Raw genomic sequence first — 19,264 nt, 5'->3', positions numbered from 1 at the left:
CCTACGAGCGCGAGCGCCGGGCCTTTTTACGCGGAGGAGGCAGGGCGCCCTCTGCGCGCAGCCGAGCGGCATGCTCGGCGAGGGCGTCGACCAGTTCCGGCACCGACGCGTTCTCCGGCCGCACGTCGACCCGAAGGCCGAACTCGGTGGCCGTCTCCGCGGTCTTCGGCCCGATGCAGGCGACGATCGTGCGCGCATGCGGTTTGCCTGCGATGCCGACCAGGTTGCGGACGGTGGAACTCGAGGTGAAACAGACAGCGTCGAAACCGCCGGTCTTGATCATCTCGCGCGTCTCGGCGGGCGGCGGCGCCGCGCGGACCGTGCGGTACGCGGTGACGTCGTCGATCTCCCAGCCGCGGCCACGCAGGCCCTCGGACAGGGTCTCGGTGGCGATGTCGGCGCGCGGCAACAGGATCCGGTTCACCGGGTCGAATACGTCGTCGTACGGTGGGAAGTCCTCGAGCAATCCCAGCGAGGACTGCTCGCCCGAGGGCAGCAGTTCGGGATTGATACCGAAACCACGCACCTTCTCGGCGGTGGCCTCACCGACACAAGCGATCTTGACGCCGCTGAAAGCCCTTGCATCCAAACCGAACTCGGCGAACTTGTCCCAGACCGCGCGGACGGCGTTGGTGGAGGTGAAAACCACCCACTGGTAGCGACCGTCGACCAGACCCTTGACGGCGCGTTCCATCTGCGCCGGACTGCGCGGCGGTTCCACCGCTATCGTCGGGACCTCCATCGGGATGGCGCCGTGCGTGACCAAACGGTCCGACATGTCGCCGGCCTGATCCTTGGTACGCGGCACCAGCACGGTCCAGCCGTACAGGGCGCGCGATTCCCACCAGCTCAGCTTGCCGCGCTGGGTGACGACCTTGCCGATGGTGACGATCAGCGGCCCGGTCAGGGCGCTGCCGCTCTCGTTGAGGGTGGCCAGCGTCGCCTCGATGGTGCGCTGCTGGCAGGTGGTGCCGTTGACGGTGATCGCAGCGGGCGTCTGCGCGGCCAGTCCGTGCTCGGTCAGCGCGCTGGCGGTCTCGGCCAGGTGGCCCGACGTCGCGTGCAGGACCAACGGTCCCGGCGCGGCGGCCAGAGCCGCCCAATCGACCTCTCCGCGGACATCTGCCTCGGTGTGCCCCGAACCCAGCGGCATCCCCGCATAGCTCGGCACAGCGGCCGTGGCAGGCAGCCCCGGGATGACCTCGAACTGCACCTGGGTACGGGCGACGGCGTTGACCTCGGCGAGCACCGAATCGGTGGTGAGCGGGTCGCCTGCGACGAGCCGGACCACGTCCTCACCCTCACGGGCGGTCGCGACCAGCGTCTTGGCCACCTCGTTCGGATCGCCCAGTGCCGGACGCACATTGCTCAACGGCTCTTCGACGACAGGGGCGTCGGCGGGGGTGGTGTCGTGTTCGCCACCCTGCTGATCGGAGCCGTCTGCCGCGGCGCTAGGGTCTTGTTTGCTCGGTTTGGCAGTGCGCGGGGACCCGTTCTTCGACTCGGCCTGCCGCCCGGGTTTGACCCCGATCTGGTCGACGACCGCGGACGGCACGTCGGGATCGATGAACACCGTGACGGCGTTCTCGATCGCGGTGCGGGCGCGGACGGTCAACAGTCCCGGGTCGCCGGGGCCTGCCCCGACAAAGAGAATGCGACCAGGGGTTACGGCCTTTTTCGTACGGCTCATGCTCAGCACTCCTGCCCCGTGGGGCTGTAGCTCGGCCCGCTGGCTCTAGAGAAGCTCTTTCGCTCCTTGATCCAGCAGTTCTGCGGCAAGTTCTCGGCCGAGTTCGGTCGCTCGTTCGGTCGGACCCACCACCGAGGCCTTGATCGCGTCCGAACCATCTTCGGCAACGACCGTCGCGCGGAGCGACAGCTCGGTGAATATGCGTCCGTCCTCATCGATCGACTCGACCACCTCGGCCAATGCACCGATCGGTGCCGTACATCCGGCCTCGAGGGCCGTCAGCACCGCACGTTCGGCGTCAATCGCCGCACGGGTGGACGGATCGTCCAACTCGGCGAGAATGCTCACCAGTTGGGCATCGTCTGCGCGGCACTCCACGGCCAAGGCGCCCTGTGCAGGCGCCGGTAGCATCTGAACCGGATCCAACGCTTCGGTGACCTCATCGGTCCGTCCGATTCGTACGAGTCCGGCCCGGGCTACTACCACCGCGTCGAGCTCTCCGCTGGCGACTTTGCCCAACCGAGAATCAAGGTTGCCTCGTAGGGGGCGGATTTCCAAACCGAGACCCAATGCTCTAAGCTGCGCCGCCCGTCGCGGCGCGGAGGTGCCGACAGTGGCGCCCGGCAGCAGCTCACCGAGCACTTTTCCGCCCGCGGCGACCAGCGCGTCACGCGGATCCTCGCGGGCCGGGATGGCGGCGATCACGAGCCCGGGCTCGGGGGCGGTGGGCAGATCCTTGTACGAATGGACCGCCACGTCGACCTCGTGGTTGGTCAGGGCCTGACGGATCGCGGTCGTGAAGACCCCCACACCGATCTGCTGGACCGGCGCCGCAGACAGGTCACCGGCGGTCTTGATGATGACCAGTTCGGCGGGATGCCCAGCGGCGATCAGACCGTCTCGGATGGTGCCGGCCTGGGTGGTCGCCAGCAAGGATCCACGGGTGCCGATCCGGATCGGATTCGGACTGGACTCGCTCAATTCCTACCGGGCCTTTCCATTGTCTGTGATGTTGGTCGAGCTCCGCTTCGCTGCGTCTGCGATGTTGGTCGAGCTCCGCTTCGCTGCGTCTGCGATATTGGTCGAGCTCCGCTTCGCTGCGTCTGCGATATTGGTCGAGCTCCGCTTCGCTGCGTCTCCGGCAGCATTGGGTTCAAGACCGACCTCGGGTGCGGAAACCGATTCGGCCGCACCGGGTTTGAGTTCGAAGAGTTCGCGCAGGGCCTCGGCGTAGTGATCGCCCGCAGGCGTGCTCGCGAGTTGCTTCACACGCACGGTCGGCGCGTGTAGCAGCTTGTCGACCACGCGCCGCACGGTCTTCGCGACCTCGTCCCGCTGAGGGTCGTCGAGACCGGGAAGCCGGCTCTCGAGGCGCAGCATCTCGGCCTGCACCACCTCGGCCGCACGTTGCCGGAGCGCCGTCACGGTGGGCGTCACCTCGGCCTGGCGCTGATGGGTGAGGTAGTCGGCGAGCTCGGCCAGCACGATGTCGCGAGCCGCGACCTCGTCGGCGTCGGCCGCCTTGGTGCCCTCATCGCCGCGCAGACCCTCGATGTCGATGATGTGCACATCCGGGAGCCGCCCGGCCGCAGGATCGACGTTGCGGGGCAATCCGAGGTCGCAGATGACCAGCGGTCCCGCAGCGGTCCGCCGGGCCAGCGCAGAATGCACCTCACCGACGCCGACCACGGTGCCGATGGTGCCCGTACAGGTGACGAGCACGTCGGCGCCGGCCAGCGCATCCGTCAAGTCGTCCATCTCGACCGCTCGCGCGTCGACGCCGTGGTTCTTGGCGACATTGGCTGCGAGGTGTTGCGCCTTCTCGAACGTCCGGTTCACCACCATGAGGTCGGTGACACCGGCCCGCGCGAGGTGCGCAGCAGCGAGTCCGCCCATGGCGCCCGCACCGAACACGACGGCCGATCCGATCTCCCCGCCGAGGACGCTCTTGGCGCGCTCGAGGGAAACCGACACCACCGAGGCGCCCGCGCGATCGAGTCCGGTCTCGCTGTGGACCCGTTTGCCCACCCGCAGCGCCTGCTGCGCCAACTCGTGCAACACCCGGCCTGCCGAGCGGTTGGCATCGGCACTGGCATACGACGACCGGATCTGACCCAGGATCTGCTGTTCGCCGACGACCATCGAATCCAGGCCTGCGGCAACAGAGAACAGATGCTCCACCACGGCCTCGGAGTACCGGACGTAAGCGTATTTGGTCATCTCGTTGACGGTCATGCCCGAATGCCGGCCCATCACCTCACCCACCGCCTCGAGCGCGGGGTGGAAGGCGTCGACCACGGCGTAGACCTCGACGCGGTTACAGGTGGAGACGATCATCGCCTCACTGATCTGCGGGCTGTCGAGAAGATCTTCGATCAGCTTCGGCCGATCGATGTCGGTGACGGCGAGCCGCTCGAGTATCGGCACCGGCGCGCTGCGGTGCGAGATGCCGAACAGGAAGATACTCACACGCCCACCGACCTTTGTTTCGATTGCGTCCGACCACCGGGGGCCGACGCACGCTGCACGACTTGAGCTTGCGCGCTATGTCTGCGCGTCGCGTTGAACGCCATCACCTGCAACTCCAGAGCGAAGTCGACGGGCCTTACGTAGACGTGCTCGGGCACCCGGGGAGCCACGCACGTGAAATTGAGGATTTGCTGCACCCCGGCGGCGACGAAGCTGTCGCAGGTGATCTGGGCGTTGTCGTCCGACGTTGCCAGGACTGCGATCTCGACCCGGTGCTCGGCGCAGATCGCCCGGATGTCGGCGAGCCCGCGGACCTCGAGTTCGCCTTCGGCGGCGGCGATGGACGTGCCGACCAATTCCGGGTCGGCCTCGACCATGGCGACGATCTTGATACCCCGACGATCGAAGCCCACCCGGTTGATGAGGGCCTTGCCGAGGTGACCGGCGCCGGCGAGCACCACATTGTGGTTGTGCTCGACGCCGAGCGCCAATGCGATACGGGCCACGAGGCGACTGACGTCGTAGCCGACGCCACGCACACCACCGGAACCGACGTGGGAGAGATCTTTACGGAGAATGGCCGAGTTCACCCCGGCGGCCGCAGCCAACTGACCGGAGGAGACGACCATGGCGCCGGTCTCGCTCATCGAGCGCAACACGTGCAGGTAGGTAGCGAGTCTGGCGACGGCAGCGCTCGGGATGTCGGGCTGTGGCCCACCCGCCGACCCCGAATTCGGATTGTCGTCTCCCGCATCTGCAGGACTCTTCCCCATGCCGACCGTCTTCCTCATTGGACGCCGTCCGCGGCTCTGCGGACCCGGGTTTCTGCGGATCACCGAACCGGCGTGATGCCTGTGTCAAGCACGCGAACGCACTGACTCGCGCCACCACGTTACCGCTTGTGAATCGATTCACAAACTCGACCCCGGGTTTTGTGTCCATCCGTCTGGACTACTGTCCAGCTGCTCCCGCCAAATCAGCTCGCAACCTGGGAATATCCACATCCCAGTAGCTGTGCTCACGACCGTCGAGCAGTACCACCGGCAACCGGTCGCCGAACTCTGCACGCACACCCGGGTCGGTGTCGGCGATGGCATCGACGTCTATTTCCTCGAACTCGACCGAGAAGTCGGCGACGAGGGGGGCGAGGTCGGCGCGGGCCTGGGCACAGGCGCTGCACCCGGCCCTGGTGAGCAACGTGATCATCACCCCACCAGTCTTACAGGGGCGCCTGCGTGGGTTCCAGGCACGCCCAAGTTGGTTCCCAGCCCGCCCGCGCGGCGACCTCCGATCACCAACCGGGCACCGACTAGTCTGAACGAGACGACAGGAGGCGATGCGAGTGACAAATACTCCGGGCGACGACAACGCCGGCGATGCAGATCGATCCCGCCTCGACGAACCCGAAGACCACTTTGATCCCTCGCTCGACGATGACGACATCGCAGACGGCGATACCCTCGATGACGACTCCCCCGACGATGACTCGGACGACGACGACCCGGATGCCGACGACCTCGGCGACGACGCCGATTCCCGGCCGGCAACCGCATCGGGCCCGCTGTCACCCTTGACCAGCCGCGTCGGCAGGTTTCGGCAGTCCGCCGGGGAGCTCCGCCAGTCACTCGCAGGCGAGGCCAGCGCCCACGCCGCCTACGCGAAGCTCCGCGAGCGTGCCCTGCCCGGCGGAGGCGGCACCCTGATCGACCCACGCCTGGACCAAGGCGGGGTCGACATCGACGAACCCGGTCGTCCGACCGTCGTACCGCCTGATCTCACCGCCGCCGCCTTCTTCGACGTCGACAACACCCTCGTGCAGGGATCGTCCATGATCCACTTCGCCCGAGGCCTGGCCGCGCGGGACTACTTCAGTTATCGCGACATCATGGAGTTCGTCTGGGCGCAGGCCAAGTTCCGGATCACCGGACGCGAGAACTCCGAAGACGTCGCGCAGGGTCGCGAAAAAGCCCTGTCCTTCATCGCGGGGCGATCCACCGCGGAGCTGGTCCGCGTAGGCGAGGAGATCTACGACGAGTTCATCGCCGACAAGATCTGGCCAGGAACTGCCGCCCTGGCGCAGATGCACATCGACGCAGGTCAGCAAGTTTGGCTGGTCACCGCCACGCCCGTCGAGCTGGCCCAGACCATCGCTGAACGGCTCGGGCTGACCGGCGCACTGGGCACGGTCGCCGAGAGCGTCGACGGGGTGTTCACCGGCCGGCTCGTCGGCGACCTCCTACACGGACTCGGCAAAGCTCACGCGGTCCGCTCACTCGCGATCCGTGAAGGCCTGAACCTGCGACGCTGCACCGCCTACTCCGACTCCCACAACGACGTCCCGATGCTGTCGCTGGTCGGCACCGCAGTCGCGATCAATCCCGACACCGATCTGCGCGACGTCGCACGGGTGCGCGGTTGGGAGGTCCGGGACTACCGGACAGCGCGTAAGGCAGCGAAGATCGGGGTTCCGACGGCCGTGCTACTCGGCGCCGCCGGTGGTGGCGCTGCTGCCGCCGTCAAACACCTGCGACGCTGACTCCCGGCTCCCCCATTTTGGTGGGTTGTGGCGAGCGTTTCCCCAGGTGAGCCTCGCCAGAACCCACCATCATCGGAGAGGCGGGGTCACCACTTGAACATGGGGAGCGGCGAGGTCGGGTGTTCGCGGGTGCGCCGGATCGTCAGGTCCACGAGCCTGCGATGGAAACCGTTGTCGGGCAGTTGCTTCACAATCGTCGAATAGCGGTGCCTTGGCACCCCGAATCGCACGAGACCAAAGCTGACATCCATGGTGTCCGCGCGCCGGAACACCTCGACCGGCGACGCCGGTGACGCCGCCCTGCGCACTTTGTGGTGATCCGAGATCATCTCGGTGACAAGGGTTCTCAGGTCGACGCGATCCTGCTCGTGGAGCCACCGCTGCGCCAGTTCCACCGATGGCGGCAGATAGTCGAACGTGTGGGCTGACCAGATCCCCAGATCGTGGAAGGCCGCGGCGGTCAGATACTCCTCGGTGGTACTCGGGACCGGACTGTGCGGCGCGCGGAACGAGATCGCGTGCAACTCATCGCAGAAGGCCAGCACCCGCCGGACGTGATTGCGATAGGCGTCCCAGTCGGTGCCGAGTTCCTCACGCCACGGCGTCAGCCGCCTGTCCAGCTCGTCGACGACCGCGCTCATGCCCGGGCCCCACTCAGCCGAAGTAGACGCTGGAGCGACGACTGAGCATGCGGAACAGCGTCTGCTGGATTTCTTCGCGCACGTGGTCGGTGACGTCGAAGACGACCATCGGGTCGTCGGCCGCCTGCTCGTCGAAATGATCGGTCGCGATCGGCGTCCCGAAGTGGATCTGCCACTTCGACGGCAACGGCACAAGACCCAGCGGTCCGAGGAGTGGGAACGTCGGGGTGACCGGGATGTACGGGAGCCCCAGCAGACGGGCGATGGGTTTGAGGTCGTTGAGCATCGGATAGATCTCCTCCGAGCCCACGATCGAGACCGGGATGATCGGGACCCCCGCCCGCAGTGCGGTCGTCACGAAGCCACCGCGACCGAATCGCTGCAGCTTGTAGCGGTCCTTGTAGAGCTTGCCGATGCCCTTGAAGCCCTCGGGCCACACGGCGGTGAGTTCTCCCGCGCGCAGCAGTCGCTGAGCGTCGGCAGTACAGGCCAGGGTCGACCCCGTACGTCGCGCGACCTCGCTGATGAACGGGGTGTCGAAGGCCAGGTCCGCGGCGAGGACACGGAGGTGGCGCCGGTTCTGGTGATAGTCGTGCACCGCGACCGAGGTCATCAGGGCGTCGATCGGGATGGTGCCCGCATGGTTGGCGACGAGGAGTGCACCGCCCTCGAGCGGGAGGTTGTCGATCCCGCTGACGTCCACGCGGAACCATTTGTCGAACAGCACACGCATCGCGGGCAGCCAGACGGACTCGGTGAAGTGCGCGTCGAAGCCGAAGTCGTCGACCTCGTAGTCGCCGGTCACACGCTGGCGCAGGTACCCGGCCGCACCGGTGAGGGTGTCGGCAAGAGCGTGACGAACGCCGTCGAGGTTCAGCAGCGACGACGAAGCCTTGGCCGCCTCGGTATATCGGCCCGCCTCGATCTGGGCCCGGACGTCTGCGCTGATCGGTGTGACGGCGGCCTGATCGAACGCGTCGGTGTTCGGATGTCCGACCGGGTTCTGCTGCGACGCAGCAGATTTCGTCGGAAAACCATTGCTCTGCGAAGGATGCCTACGGCGTGGCTGACCGTCCGGACCCGGCGAGCTCGAATAGAGCTGGATCACTTTTGCCGTCCGTGCATCGGACGTCTGGTCCCGATTGGGCACCGCGCACACCTCCCTCAAGCTGTAAGCCTGACACCCCACTCGTGATGCTGCTTGCTCATTCGCATCTTGATTGTCCCCGCCCCGGTGAACTCTGCGCCACCCGGCACCATCGAAATCAGATCGTGACGGTCATTTTTTCTCACGTCAACTGTTGCGCGGCCTGCCTCGTCCATTCCTCCACACGGCGCCACGCCGCCGGCGACACCACCGGCGCCAGAGGTTTTCGAGACAGGAAGTCGTCGAACGTCTCCATACTCGTGTACTTCGGACCGAAACCGAGCTCGCTACGCATCCGGGTGGTGTCGAGTACCCGCCCGAACGTCAGATAGTCGATCTGATCGAGCTGCAGGGTGCTCACCCGCATCCCGCGGTAGACGCCCGCGACCGTACCCAACATCGACGACGGCACCGGAAGCGCGATCCGGCCGGACCGGCGCACCGCCTGGCTCAGGGTGAGCACCCCGTCGCCGGCGACGTTGAAGATGCCGGATCTGCCGGCGAGCGTCGCGTGTTCGAGCACCGACAGCGCATCTTCCTCGTGGAGGAACTGCAAACGCGGTTCGTGCCCGATCGCGACCGGGATGATCGTCGACGAGAAGTACTTGCTCATCCGGCTCGAGATCTGCGGTCCGAGCATTGCGGTCAGGCGCAGGATGGTGACCGCCATGTCCTGGCGGCGACGTCCGAGACCGCGAGCGTATCCCTCGACATCGATCAGGTCGCGGGCGTAGCCACCGGTCGGTTCCCGGCGCGCGGAGGTGTCTTCAGAGAAGTGCGCGGGATCGGCCGAACTCGCGCCGTAGACCATGCCGGTCGAGCGCATGACGAACCGTTTGACGGTCGGGCTGCGCTGACACGCAGCACACAGCTGCATGGACCCGATCACGTTGAACTCTTTGATCGCGGGCGAATGGCCGACCGTGTCCATCACCGAGGTCGCAGCGTGGACGACGGTGTCGACCGCTGCCTGGTCGATCACCTTCGCGATGGTGGGCCGGCGGATGTCGACACGAATGAACTCGGCGCGCCCGAACCGCCGCAGCATGTCCTTCGAGGGAGCCAGTGAATCGACCGCGATCACCCGCTCGATGGCGGGGTTCTGAGCAAGTCTGGTGGTCAGGTAGCCACCGAGAAACGTCGATGCGCCGGTGACGAGCACCACCCGCGGCGTTTGGCCGGAGCGCTCCCCACCCCCTGGCACATTCCTACCGTCGACCATGGCGACCAGCGTACGGAACCCGCCGACGGTTCACCCGGTGAGTCGGACATCGGCCCGCACCGGTGGCGAACTTGTCCGGACAAAACAAAACCCGCCGACATGCGGCGGGTTCTGAGGAAAGAAAACTCACTTACCAAGTTTTCTGCGCTGCACTCGCGTGCGACGCAGCAACTTGCGGTGCTTCTTCTTCGACATGCGCTTGCGGCGCTTCTTGATCACTGAACCCATCTGGGAACTTCCTCACGATCTGACCGGATGGTCCTACAGGTTTTGGCCGTCCACACAGGCTGGCTCACTTACTTCGCGCGCCAGAGCACCGGCGAACGGGTCGACTGCAAACCTTACCGCCCGGCGCACCGGTGACGAAATCGCCCGCTCGATCGATCGGCCGCACGGGTGCGGCCGACCCACCGAACTGGAGCAGTTCTCAGTTTGTCAGTCGGGGTTTTCTATCCGGCGTCGAAGTAGGACGTCTCGAGATAGTCGTGCACAGCCTTGGCGTGCACACGGAAGGACCGACCCACGCGTACCGCGGGGAGTTCTCCGTTGTGCACCAAGCGGTACACGGTCATCTTCGAGACGCGCATCAGAGATGCGACCTCTGCGACGGTCAGGAACTGAGTTCCACCACCGGCGTTGTCACCTGGCTTACTTACAGATGCCATGAAAATTTCATACCTCCGGGGCACGCGTCGCGGCCGCTCGGCTTCCCCTCCGGCGGACTCCAGACACGCACGTGCTCAGCGAAGCTTAGCGTGGCGGGTGGGGTTAAAGCGACGTGAGTGGGCAACTGATTCGATTTGCTGGTGGAAATCAGCTGTTCGGCGCCCGCTAGGACGACTCGAGACCCGACAAGACGATGCGACCGATCGCCTCGCTCTTGGCTGCGCTGGCACGCACCCCTTCGGCGACTGCGTGTCGCAGGCCGTGCTTTTCCATCTCCAGCAGTGCGGCGGCAGTCGTCCCGGCCGGCGAGGTCACCGCGGCTCGCAGATCCACCGGCGACAACCCGGAATCGGTGAGCAGGACGCCCGCACCGCGCACGGTCTGCCCAGCCAATTCGGTGGCCAGGGCGCGGGTGAGGCCGAGGGACACCCCGGCGTCGATCATCGCCTCGGCCACCAGGAACAGGTACGCCGGGCCCGAACCGGACAGCGCGGTGATCGCATCGATCTGCTTTTCCGGGACGACGACGACCTTGCCGACCGTCTCGAGCAGCGTCACGACCGTCGCCACGTGTTCCTCGGTCGCATAGCGCCCGGCGGTGACCCCGCTCATCGCCTCCCCCACGAGCATCGGGGTGTTCGGCATCACCCGCACCACCGGCGCACCCGCGGGCAGCGCGTTCTCGTACTTGGCGGTGGGCAGTCCACTGACCAGGGTGACGGTCAAACGCTCGACCTCACCCACGTCCTCGACGTCGGCGATCACCGACAGGATCGCGTCCACGTCACCCGGCTTGATGGCCAGAACGACGATGTTGGCGCCCTCGACGGCGTCGGCGATGTCGGTGACCCGGATGCCGTACTCCTCGGTGAGCTCCTTGCCGCGGCTGGGCGACTTCTCCGCGACCACCAGATCCTTGGTCGGTTTACCGGATCCGATCAGGCCGGCGAGCAACGCCTCCCCGATGTTTCCACCGCCGATGATTGCGATTCGCTGGGTCATGAGCTCACTTTCTCGTTTCTGATCGGATCATTTCGCCGCCGGGATGAGCGCAAGCTGGCGGGTTTGCACGATGACCTCGCCCGCCGAGTCGATGACGAGGTGGTCTTCTTCGAACCAACCGTGCCCGACCTCGGAACTCGAGGCCTGGATACGAAGCCAGCCGGGGGCCGGTATGCGCCGCAGGTAGGTCGTCAGCTGGACGGTCGGTGCCCAGCCGAACAGGTGCAGGTTCATCACCACCGGGGCGCTCAGATCGCCGCTCAGCACCGCGAACAGCTCATCGGTCACGCCCTCCTTCGGTCGCGCCCACATCCGGAAGACGGGGTCGGCCTTCTCGCCTTTGATGAATGCGAGCGAGTTGGCCTCGATGGCCACGTCGATCGACGCCGACAAGTGCATGACGTCGCCCATGGGGCTCTGGTCGACCCAGATCACATCGTCGGGGGGCTCGACCGGCAACGCGGTCAACGGGGTGGGGGCCGAAAAGTGGCTTTCGGTGTCGAGGGAGCCGATGGTGACCGTCGAATGGATCAGATTGCGGCCGTTCTGGTGCACCTCGACGTCGACCAGCGACACCGACCGGCCTCGCTTGCGGACCCACACCTTGAGGGTGATCTCCGCGGGGTCCGGGGCGCCGAGGTAGTTGGTGGAGATGGCGACCGGCGCGAGACCGGTGGCCGGTGGCGCACCGTCGGGTGCCGTGGCGACGAAGCCCGCCATCGCCGCCTTCGCGGACAACATCTGGGTGGTGCCGCCATGAACCTTCGGCCCGATGGTGAACACAGGATCGATCACAGCGGTGTACTCGATGCGATCTGCGCCACTCCTGGAGTGGGTACGCAGTGTGTTGAGTTGGTCGAGAGTGGGCGCAGACAACGTCCTGATGCTCCTGTAAGTCAAGGCCGCTCTAGGTGTGTACGTGCAAAATCCAGTGAGCGGGAAAGGATTTCAAGTCTCTGCGCTTTGGTGTTCACCGAGCTGGTGCTGACTTCCAGCACAACCGAACCAGAGAAATCACTGTCGGCCAGACGCCTACACACTTGCACACACGGCTGGGACCCATCACCGGGGACCAGATGTTCGTCGACGGCTGCCCCCGACCCGTCCGTCAGGTGCAGGTGACTCAGCCCGTCGCCCATCCGGTCGAGCATCGCGAGGATGTCGACGCCGGAGGTCGCGGCATGTGAGATGTCGAGGGTGTAGTGCGCGTACCCGTCATCGGTGGGGTCGAACGAGGTGGCGTACGCCGACACCGCCGCACCGGGCCCACCGCGCTTGCGCATCCGGTCGGCCGCGCCCTCGTACTTCCCGAAAAATCTGTCGGTGCGGATCGGGAACATGTTCTCCACGGCCACCGCGACATCGGAATCCTCTTCGAGGGTCGCCACGAGCACCGAGAACTCCCGCGCGTACCTGCGTTGCCACCGAAAAGGCGGATGCACCACCACCGTCTCCGCCCCCAGGTCCTCGGCAGCGGTCACCGCCCTCGCCAGTTTCGCGATGGGGTCGCGGCCCCATATCCCCTGCGAGATCAGCAGACACGGTGCGTGCACGGACAGCACCGGAAGGTGGTAGCGATCGGACAGCATCGCCACCCGATCGATGTCCTGGCTGACCGGTTCGGCCCACACCATCAATTCGATGCCGTCATAACCGAGTTCGTTGGCGTATTGGAAGGCCGCCTCGGTGTTCTGCGGATAGACCGACGCCGTCGACAATCCGACGGCGATCTCAGCTCGCAGCGACTGATCTGGCACGGCTGCCGCGATGTCGTCCCGACCCTGTTCCGACACCGACTCCTCAGTCTCCGGCGACGAGCAGCAGGACCAGCGGACCTATCGTCACGAGCAGTCCTACGCCCAGCGCGAGCAGGGTACTGATCAGATCCTGGCTCTTGCGCACCACATGCACCAGGGTGACCAGTCCGAAGATCACCGCCACTGCGAGGATGAGAGCGAAATACACATTCCAGCGCCACAATTCGGTGAAGCCCCAGAAGAGTGCGACACCCACGGCCAATCCCGCCAGCACCTGGCCGATGAGAAGCAGCCACTGCACCGACGGGGACTTCTGGGCAGATTCCGCGGGCGTCGCGTCATCATGGGCGAGGTCGCCTGCGGGCGCCTGGCCGGCCCGGCCGTGGTCGGCCCGATCCTGGTCGGCCCGATCCTGGTTGGCCCTGTCCTGCGAGTCGTCCTGGACGGTCGCTCCGGTGAGCCGGGACCGGACGGCGTCGGCGCCGGAGTCGGGTGCCTGGGCCGTCGACGGCTCTACGGCCGGGGTCTTGGCGGTCGGGGTTTTGGCGGTCGGGGTTTCTGCAGGCGAGTCGACCTTCGGGGTCTGAGCGGTCTGAGCTGAGCTCGCGAACGCACCGAAAACGCGGGTATCCGCCTGCGTCGGCGCGGCATTCGACTCACCGGCGCCCGTACCCTTCACGGCGTCACCGGCGGCACCCTTCGCGACGTCACCGGTGGGCGACGAATCCTCGTCGACGTCGAAACGCAGGTAGCGGCCGGGTGTGGCCGGTGCGACACCGGGCGCAGGCGACTGAGCCGGTTCGGGGATCTCGGCGGGCACGGGCGGCGGCGGACCGTCCGTGGCGAACACCGGAGGGTGGGTCGGCGGTGTCGCGGTGACCGTCGGAATGAGCTGCGTCACTTCGTGATCAGTATCGTCCGCTTGATCTCGAGAGGTCCTGGGCGATGCAGGTGCGGACGGCGCAGCAGCGGCCGCCTTCTTGCGTCCGAATCCCAGGATGCCGCGCTTCTTCTTCGGCTCGCCGGTCGGCGCCGGGGTCGCGTCGACGTCCTCGAAATTGCGGTATGCCTCGAACTCGCGGTCGCGTTCGGCGGCACTGAGCACCCGATGATCATCCTGGGGATCGCGATTCGGGTCGTTGTCGTCGACCTGCGAATACGCCTGCACCGAAGCGATGACACCGGTGGTCTCGGAGTCCGAGTGCTGGTCCGAATCTGCGGCCGTCGACTTCGTGGCCTGGGGTTCGGCCTGCTCCGGTTCCGGGGCAGGTGCCCGGTCGGATGACGCCTCGTCCGGCTTCGCCGAGTCGGCGGACACCGCAGGGGTGGGTTTCGTCTCCGCTGCCTCGGCCTGCGGAGGCGACGCGGCGGCCCGCTCGGAGACGGCGGCGGAGTTGAAGTCCCGGGTCGGCGGCGGCGTTGCGGGCTCGGCGATGCGCGGGATCTCGCCGGTCAACTCGGCGACCGAGATGCCGTCCTTGCCGCCGCGATGGCGACGGCCGGTGGCTGCCGGGGAGCCGGCCGCCGCCTCGGCGACGTCGGTCGCGCCGGCCTCTTTGGCACGCGCCAGCAACTCGGCAACCGAGATGGGGCGTGAATCGGGATCCGATCCTCTGGCCATGAGTTAGTTCACCATCCTTAGCGTTCGCCCGCCGGCAGCTCGGTATCGCTGGACTCCAGATCCAGTCTGCGCAGAATGACACCTTCGCGCAGGGCCCATGGGCATATTTCCAAAGTATCGATCGACAGCGCCCGCATGCTCGCCTCCGCGACGAGTGCGCCCGCCACCAGCTGTCCTGCGCGGTCCACACTCACCCCTTCCAATTCGGCTCGATCGGCGGTCGTCATCCGGGAGATGAACGCGATCAACTGTCTCAAACCACTGATCGTCAGTGTCCTCTTGACACGGGGTCCTGCGCTGGAAGGGGCCGCCCCGGTGAGTCGCGCCAGCGAGCGGAAGGTCTTGGACGTGCCCACCGCCAGGTCCGGAGAGCCCGCGTCGATCAGTTCCTTGGCCCCGGCTGCCAGTTCGGCATCGAGCCAGTCGCGCAGCACAGCCACTCTCCGGCGGCCCGGGGGATCCTCCATCAACCACTCCCTGGTGAGCCTGCCGGCACCCAGCGGCAGCGACAACGCGACGTCCGGCTCCTCGTCGACGCCGTTCGACAGCTCCAGCGAGCCGCCACCGATGTCGAGGGCGACGATCCGGCCGGAACCCCACCCGTACCACCGGCGCACCGCCAGCGACGTCAGGCGGGCCTCGTCGACCCCCGAGAGCACCACGACCCTGACCCCCGTCGCCTCTGCAACGCGTTCGAGCACGTCGTCGCAGTTCGCCGCGTCCCGTACCGCTGAGGTGGCGAAGGCCATGACCTGCTTACAACCCGAGGTGTACGCGATTTTCGTGAACTCGTCGACCGATTCGATGAGCCCGTCGGCGCCGCGCTGCGACAGCCGGCCGTCGGCATCGATCTGCTCGGCCAAGCGCAGTGTCGACTTCGTCGAACTCATCGGGGTCGGGTGACCGCCCCGGTGGGCATCGACAACCAACAGGTGGACTGTGTTACTGCCGACATCAAGCACTCCTAAACGCACGGGTTACAACTTAGTGCGTCTACCGTTGGTGATTGTGCAAGCAGCCTCCAAAATCGACCCGGCCCCGGAAGTTCCTCTGGACTTTCCGCGCGAGTGGTACGAGTTCGTCGACCCCGAGAACCCCGAACACATCATCAACGCCGACCTCACCTGGTTGTTGTCGCACTGGACCTGTGTCTTCGGCACCCCTGCGTGCCAGGGGATCATCGAGGGCCGGGAGAACGACGGCTGTTGCAGCCACGGGGCGTATCTCTCCGACTCCGGTGACCGCAAGATCCTCGCCAAGGGCGTGGCGATGCTCACCCCGGACGATTGGCAGTTCTACGAAAAGGGCTCGGGCAAAGATCCTTTGGGCAAGCGCGGATACCTCGAAGAGGATGATCTAGACGGCGAACTCGCCCTCAAGACCCGCAAGCACAAAGGGGCCTGCATCTTCCTGAACCGTCCCGGTTTCGCCGGCGGTCAGGGGTGCGCGCTGCACTCGATGGCGCTGCGCAAGGGAATCGAGCCGCTCGAGGTCAAACCCGAGGTGTGCTGGCAGCTGCCGGTGCGGCGCGAGCAGCAATGGGTGGAACGGCCCGACGGCGAACAGGTACTCAAGACGACCATCACAGAGTTCGACCGGCGCGGCTGGGGGTCCGGCGGAGCTGACCTCGAGTGGTACTGCTCCGGATCCCCTGACGCGCATATCGGCGCGAAGCAGGTCTGGGAGTCGTACCGGCCCGAGTTGATCGCGCTTCTCGGCGAGGCCGCCTACGAGGAGCTCGCGAAGGCCTGCCGACGTCGTCAAGGGCTCGGTCTCATCGCGATCCACCCGGCCACCGCCGCTGCCACCAAGCGTCAGGAGGGCGACATCAAGTACGCCCAGCACCCGGAAGAGGCCTGAGCTCACCACCCGAGAATTCGCGCCATCCGCCGACGTACGCGCCAGGTGCAACCGGCGCGTGCGCAAGCAGGTGGCGCGAATTCTCAGCGGATGAACGACTCAGGGCTCGAACTTGTAGCCCAGACCCCGAACCGTCACCAGATGCTTCGGGTTGCCCGGATCCGATTCGATCTTCGACCGCAACCGCTTGACGTGCACGTCAAGGGTTTTCGTGTCCCCGACATAGTCCGCGCCCCAGACCCGGTCGATGAGCTGGCCCCGCGTCAACACCCGGCCCGCGTTCCGCAACAAGTACTCCAGGAGATCGAACTCCTTCAGCGGCAACGTGATCGACTGACCGCTGGCAGAGACCGTGTGCCGCTCGACGTCCATCGACACCGGTCCCGCCTCGATGAGCCCGCCGTCGAGGTCGATAGCATCGCCCGCATCGCCGCCGCGCCGGAGTACCGCACGGATCCGGGCGATCAGCTCGCGCGCCGAATAAGGTTTTGTCACATAGTCATCGGCGCCCAGCTCGAGTCCGACAACCTTGTCGATCTCGCTGTCACGCGCGGTCACCATGATCACCGGCGTGGACGAGCGCGCCCGGATTGCCTTGCAGACCTCGGTGCCGGATGCGCCGGGCAACATCAGGTCGAGAAGCACGATGTCGGGACTGACCCGCTCGAACTCCGGCAGCGCCGAGTTACCGTCGGTGACGATCGTGGCCTCGAAACCCTCTTTTCGAAGCAGGAACGCGAGCGGGTCGGCCAAGGATTCTTCGTCCTCGACGATCAGCACATGTGTCAACGGCTCAGTTCTCTCTCTTCGTGGACCACGATTGCGGTCTTGTCTGGTTCCCTGGCTGCGGCGTCCGTCGAGCGCGGCGCAGCGGCGAGCGGGATGGTGAGGGTGAAGGTGGAACCGGTCCCCGGTTTGCTCCACAGCTCGATGGCGCCGCCGTGGTTGGAGGCGACGTGCTTGACGATCGCCAGACCCAGCCCGGTACCGCCGGTCGCGCGCGAGCGTGCCTTGTCGATGCGGAAGAAGCGTTCGAACACCCGCAGCTGATGCTGCGGGGCGATACCGATCCCGCGGTCGGTGACGGCGATGGCCACCATCGGCCTGCCGTCGACGTTGACCACCCGCCGGCTCATCGACACCGCTGTCCCGCTGGGCGAATAGGCGATCGCGTTCGCGACGAGGTTGTTCAGCGCCGTCAGCAGAAGGGTGTGGTCGCCGTCGACGTGCAGCCCCGAATCCTCGTCGGTGGTGAGCTTGATACCTGCGGCCTCGGCGTTGATCTGCGCCCGGTCCAGCACCTCGTCGATGAGGACGTCGACCTCGACGTCCTCGAGATCCGGCAGCCGCTCGGCCCCCTGCAGCCGCGACAACGCGATCAGCTCCGACACCATGTTGCCCATGCGTACCGATTCGATGCGGACGCGCTCACCGAAATGCTCGACCGAGTACGGGTCGTCGGACGACTCCAACAAAGCCTCGGCGAGCAGACCGATCGCCGCGACGGGAGTCTTCAATTCGTGGGAGACATTGGCCACGAAGTCGCGGCGGGTCTCCTCGACACGGATGTTCTCGGAGTCGTCATGGCCGTAGACCACTGCATAATGCTCGTCGCCATCGGCGATCAGCTCGGACAGGCACGACACCGACTGGATTTTGCGCCCGGGCGCGCGGCCGGTCGATACGAACGCGCCGGTGCCCTGGGGCGGCACGAACGTGAATCGGCCGTTGTCTCCGCTCTCCAGCGTGAAGCGGGCATGCTCCCAGACCGAATCATCCAGCAGATGGTCACGGACCATCCCCAGGTGGACGGCCTGCTCGTTGTAGAAGACGACGTCCCGCACGTCGTCGACGACCGCTATGCCGGTCTCGCTGCCTTCGATGATGAGGTCGAGGAGCATCGCGCGGGTCATCCGGGTGGCGGCTGGGGACGGCGGGGTCGGCTGCAGAACTGTCGGGATCACCGGGGCGAGCGTTTCGGCCGGTTCGATCGATGGAGACAGGTTTGCGCGGCGGCCGACGAGCCATCCGGCCGTCGCGCCGATCAGTAGCGCCAGCAAAGCCACGCCCGCGACAACAAATGCGGTCACAGGCAAATCTTACGGGCAGCTGAACATGACACCTATGCAGAATGCTCGGCATCGGGTGCCGGTAACAAGTCAGCGCGCCAGAGTTGGGGCGTTGTTCACCCGATTGTCGCCGGAATGGCCCCGGCGACGATGTTGATTCGATCGACGACCGATTTCGAGAGGTATCAGCGGGTCACTTCGGTGGCCATGCCCGCGTATTCGGGATTCTTGTCGATGAAATACCCGACGTAGGAGCACAGCGGCACCACCTGCTTACCCGATTTGGCGATATCGTCGAGCACATATTTGACCAGATGGGCGGCATATCCGTGCCCGCTGAACTGGCTGTGCACCACGGTATGGGTCAGCAACACCTGTTCGGGTTCGCTGACGTAGTCGAGATAGCCGACGTAATCGTCGCCGACGAATATCTCGTACCGTTCCTGAGCGAGTGAATGTGTCACCCGAATCGTGGAATTACGCGTGTCGGTCCCGGTGCCCGATGTGTTTTCTCCCGCCATGGAACCAGGGTAGACCTCACCTTTGACCACCAGCGTTGGTTGTTCGAAGAGGTGCGGATTCCG

20 protein-coding genes are annotated in these 19,264 nt (G+C 66.0%); 2 read left to right on the top strand and 18 right to left on the bottom strand.

From position 1 onward, the window contains the following. Position 1: 1 nt before the first annotated feature. The 5 genes from DFR67_RS03850 to DFR67_RS03830 all read right to left on the bottom strand — a co-directional run bounded on the left by DFR67_RS03850 (position 2) and on the right by DFR67_RS03830 (position 5,365). Entirely contained in the window at positions 2-1,690 is a 1,689-nt protein-coding gene (locus DFR67_RS03850; RefSeq protein WP_110468318.1) for a bifunctional uroporphyrinogen-III C-methyltransferase/uroporphyrinogen-III synthase, read from the bottom strand. 45 nt (positions 1,691-1,735) lie between these two features. Continuing rightward, positions 1,736-2,671 carry a hydroxymethylbilane synthase gene (gene hemC, locus DFR67_RS03845; protein WP_110468098.1) on the bottom strand — a complete coding sequence of 312 codons (936 nt, stop codon included), beginning with the start codon at positions 2,669-2,671 and terminating at the stop codon, positions 1,736-1,738. 3 nt (positions 2,672-2,674) lie between these two features. Then, positions 2,675-4,159, bottom strand: coding sequence for a glutamyl-tRNA reductase (locus tag DFR67_RS03840; RefSeq protein WP_110468097.1), 1,485 nt, complete (start codon positions 4,157-4,159; stop codon positions 2,675-2,677). Next, positions 4,156-4,932, bottom strand: coding sequence for a redox-sensing transcriptional repressor Rex (locus DFR67_RS03835; RefSeq protein WP_110468096.1), 777 nt, complete (start codon positions 4,930-4,932; stop codon positions 4,156-4,158). The genes DFR67_RS03840 and DFR67_RS03835 overlap by 4 nt, the downstream gene beginning before the upstream one ends. A gap of 178 nt (positions 4,933-5,110) precedes the next feature. Continuing rightward, the gene (locus tag DFR67_RS03830) at positions 5,111-5,365 is read right to left on the bottom strand and encodes a glutaredoxin family protein (RefSeq protein ID WP_110468317.1); all 255 of its coding nucleotides are present in this window, start codon (positions 5,363-5,365) and stop codon (positions 5,111-5,113) included. 130 nt (positions 5,366-5,495) lie between these two features. Here DFR67_RS03830 and DFR67_RS03825 point away from each other — a divergent pair, with 130 nt between their 5' ends. Next, positions 5,496-6,695 carry an HAD family hydrolase gene (locus DFR67_RS03825; protein WP_110468095.1) on the top strand — a complete coding sequence of 400 codons (1,200 nt, stop codon included), beginning with the start codon at positions 5,496-5,498 and terminating at the stop codon, positions 6,693-6,695. An 86-nt stretch (positions 6,696-6,781) separates the two neighbouring features. Here the strand turns inward: DFR67_RS03825 and DFR67_RS03820 are convergent, their stop codons facing one another. The 10 genes from DFR67_RS03820 to DFR67_RS03775 form a co-directional block, all read right to left on the bottom strand. Continuing rightward, complete coding sequence (locus DFR67_RS03820) at positions 6,782-7,336, bottom strand: phosphohydrolase (RefSeq protein WP_110468094.1); 555 nt, start codon at positions 7,334-7,336, stop codon at positions 6,782-6,784. Positions 7,337-7,349: 13 nt separating this feature from the next. Next, positions 7,350-8,486 (bottom strand): lysophospholipid acyltransferase family protein, encoded by a 1,137-nt coding sequence (locus DFR67_RS03815; protein WP_110468316.1) that lies wholly within the window; start codon positions 8,484-8,486, stop codon positions 7,350-7,352. Between the two features lie 139 nt (positions 8,487-8,625). Beyond that, positions 8,626-9,705 (bottom strand): NAD-dependent epimerase/dehydratase family protein, encoded by a 1,080-nt coding sequence (locus DFR67_RS03810; RefSeq protein WP_110468093.1) that lies wholly within the window; start codon positions 9,703-9,705, stop codon positions 8,626-8,628. Positions 9,706-9,831: 126 nt separating this feature from the next. Continuing rightward, a complete protein-coding gene (locus DFR67_RS03805) occupies positions 9,832-9,933 on the bottom strand; it encodes a 30S ribosomal protein bS22 (RefSeq protein ID WP_003402602.1) in 102 nt (33 codons plus the stop codon). Between the two features lie 221 nt (positions 9,934-10,154). Continuing rightward, entirely contained in the window at positions 10,155-10,370 is a 216-nt protein-coding gene (locus tag DFR67_RS03800; protein ID WP_110468092.1) for a helix-turn-helix domain-containing protein, read from the bottom strand. A gap of 166 nt (positions 10,371-10,536) precedes the next feature. Next, entirely contained in the window at positions 10,537-11,373 is an 837-nt protein-coding gene (proC, locus tag DFR67_RS03795; protein ID WP_110468091.1) for a pyrroline-5-carboxylate reductase, read from the bottom strand. A gap of 27 nt (positions 11,374-11,400) precedes the next feature. Then, positions 11,401-12,249: a thioesterase family protein gene (locus tag DFR67_RS03790; protein ID WP_211324932.1), complete on the bottom strand. Its 849-nt coding sequence runs from the start codon at positions 12,247-12,249 to the stop codon at positions 11,401-11,403. 20 nt (positions 12,250-12,269) lie between these two features. Further along, positions 12,270-13,166 (bottom strand): sugar phosphate isomerase/epimerase family protein, encoded by an 897-nt coding sequence (locus DFR67_RS03785; protein WP_245937705.1) that lies wholly within the window; start codon positions 13,164-13,166, stop codon positions 12,270-12,272. Positions 13,167-13,173: 7 nt separating this feature from the next. Next, complete coding sequence (locus DFR67_RS03780) at positions 13,174-14,751, bottom strand: hypothetical protein (RefSeq protein WP_110468090.1); 1,578 nt, start codon at positions 14,749-14,751, stop codon at positions 13,174-13,176. A 17-nt stretch (positions 14,752-14,768) separates the two neighbouring features. Beyond that, positions 14,769-15,725, bottom strand: coding sequence for a Ppx/GppA family phosphatase (locus tag DFR67_RS03775; protein WP_110468089.1), 957 nt, complete (start codon positions 15,723-15,725; stop codon positions 14,769-14,771). A gap of 31 nt (positions 15,726-15,756) precedes the next feature. On the opposite strand from DFR67_RS03775, the gene DFR67_RS03770 reads away from it, so the two are divergent. After that, positions 15,757-16,611 carry a DUF3109 family protein gene (locus DFR67_RS03770; protein ID WP_245937732.1) on the top strand — a complete coding sequence of 285 codons (855 nt, stop codon included), beginning with the start codon at positions 15,757-15,759 and terminating at the stop codon, positions 16,609-16,611. A gap of 99 nt (positions 16,612-16,710) precedes the next feature. Here DFR67_RS03770 and DFR67_RS03765 read toward each other — a convergent pair whose 3' ends face one another. The 3 genes from DFR67_RS03765 to DFR67_RS03755 form a co-directional block, all read right to left on the bottom strand. Next, on the bottom strand, positions 16,711-17,400 hold the full coding sequence (locus DFR67_RS03765; protein WP_110468088.1) for a response regulator transcription factor: 690 nt from the start codon (positions 17,398-17,400) through the stop codon (positions 16,711-16,713). Continuing rightward, entirely contained in the window at positions 17,397-18,701 is a 1,305-nt protein-coding gene (locus tag DFR67_RS03760) for a sensor histidine kinase (protein ID WP_245937704.1), read from the bottom strand. The genes DFR67_RS03765 and DFR67_RS03760 overlap by 4 nt, the downstream gene beginning before the upstream one ends. A gap of 164 nt (positions 18,702-18,865) precedes the next feature. Further along, positions 18,866-19,201 (bottom strand): GNAT family N-acetyltransferase, encoded by a 336-nt coding sequence (locus tag DFR67_RS03755; RefSeq protein ID WP_110468311.1) that lies wholly within the window; start codon positions 19,199-19,201, stop codon positions 18,866-18,868. Between the last annotated feature and the right edge of the window lie 63 nt (positions 19,202-19,264).

It is taken from the genome of Williamsia limnetica (assembly GCF_003217475.1).
GTDB lineage: Bacteria > Actinomycetota > Actinomycetes > Mycobacteriales > Mycobacteriaceae > Williamsia > Williamsia limnetica.
This window is presented reverse-complemented; position numbering and strand designations above follow the sequence as displayed.

Coding starts and splice junctions, on each gene's coding strand:
- DFR67_RS03830 (WP_110468317.1), bottom strand. CDS start 5,365: ATGATCACGTTGCTCACCAGGGCCGGGTGCAGCGCCTGTGCCCAGGCC.
- DFR67_RS03805 (WP_003402602.1), bottom strand. CDS start 9,933: ATGGGTTCAGTGATCAAGAAGCGCCGCAAGCGCATGTCGAAGAAGAAG.
- DFR67_RS03810 (WP_110468093.1), bottom strand. CDS start 9,705: ATGGTCGACGGTAGGAATGTGCCAGGGGGTGGGGAGCGCTCCGGCCAA.
- DFR67_RS03850 (WP_110468318.1), bottom strand. CDS start 1,690: ATGAGCCGTACGAAAAAGGCCGTAACCCCTGGTCGCATTCTCTTTGTC.
- proC (WP_110468091.1), bottom strand. CDS start 11,373: ATGACCCAGCGAATCGCAATCATCGGCGGTGGAAACATCGGGGAGGCG.
- DFR67_RS03820 (WP_110468094.1), bottom strand. CDS start 7,336: ATGAGCGCGGTCGTCGACGAGCTGGACAGGCGGCTGACGCCGTGGCGT.
- DFR67_RS03800 (WP_110468092.1), bottom strand. CDS start 10,370: ATGGCATCTGTAAGTAAGCCAGGTGACAACGCCGGTGGTGGAACTCAG.
- DFR67_RS03825 (WP_110468095.1), top strand. CDS start 5,496: ATGCGAGTGACAAATACTCCGGGCGACGACAACGCCGGCGATGCAGAT.
- DFR67_RS03780 (WP_110468090.1), bottom strand. CDS start 14,751: ATGGCCAGAGGATCGGATCCCGATTCACGCCCCATCTCGGTTGCCGAG.
- DFR67_RS03755 (WP_110468311.1), bottom strand. CDS start 19,201: ATGGCGGGAGAAAACACATCGGGCACCGGGACCGACACGCGTAATTCC.
- DFR67_RS03835 (WP_110468096.1), bottom strand. CDS start 4,932: ATGGGGAAGAGTCCTGCAGATGCGGGAGACGACAATCCGAATTCGGGG.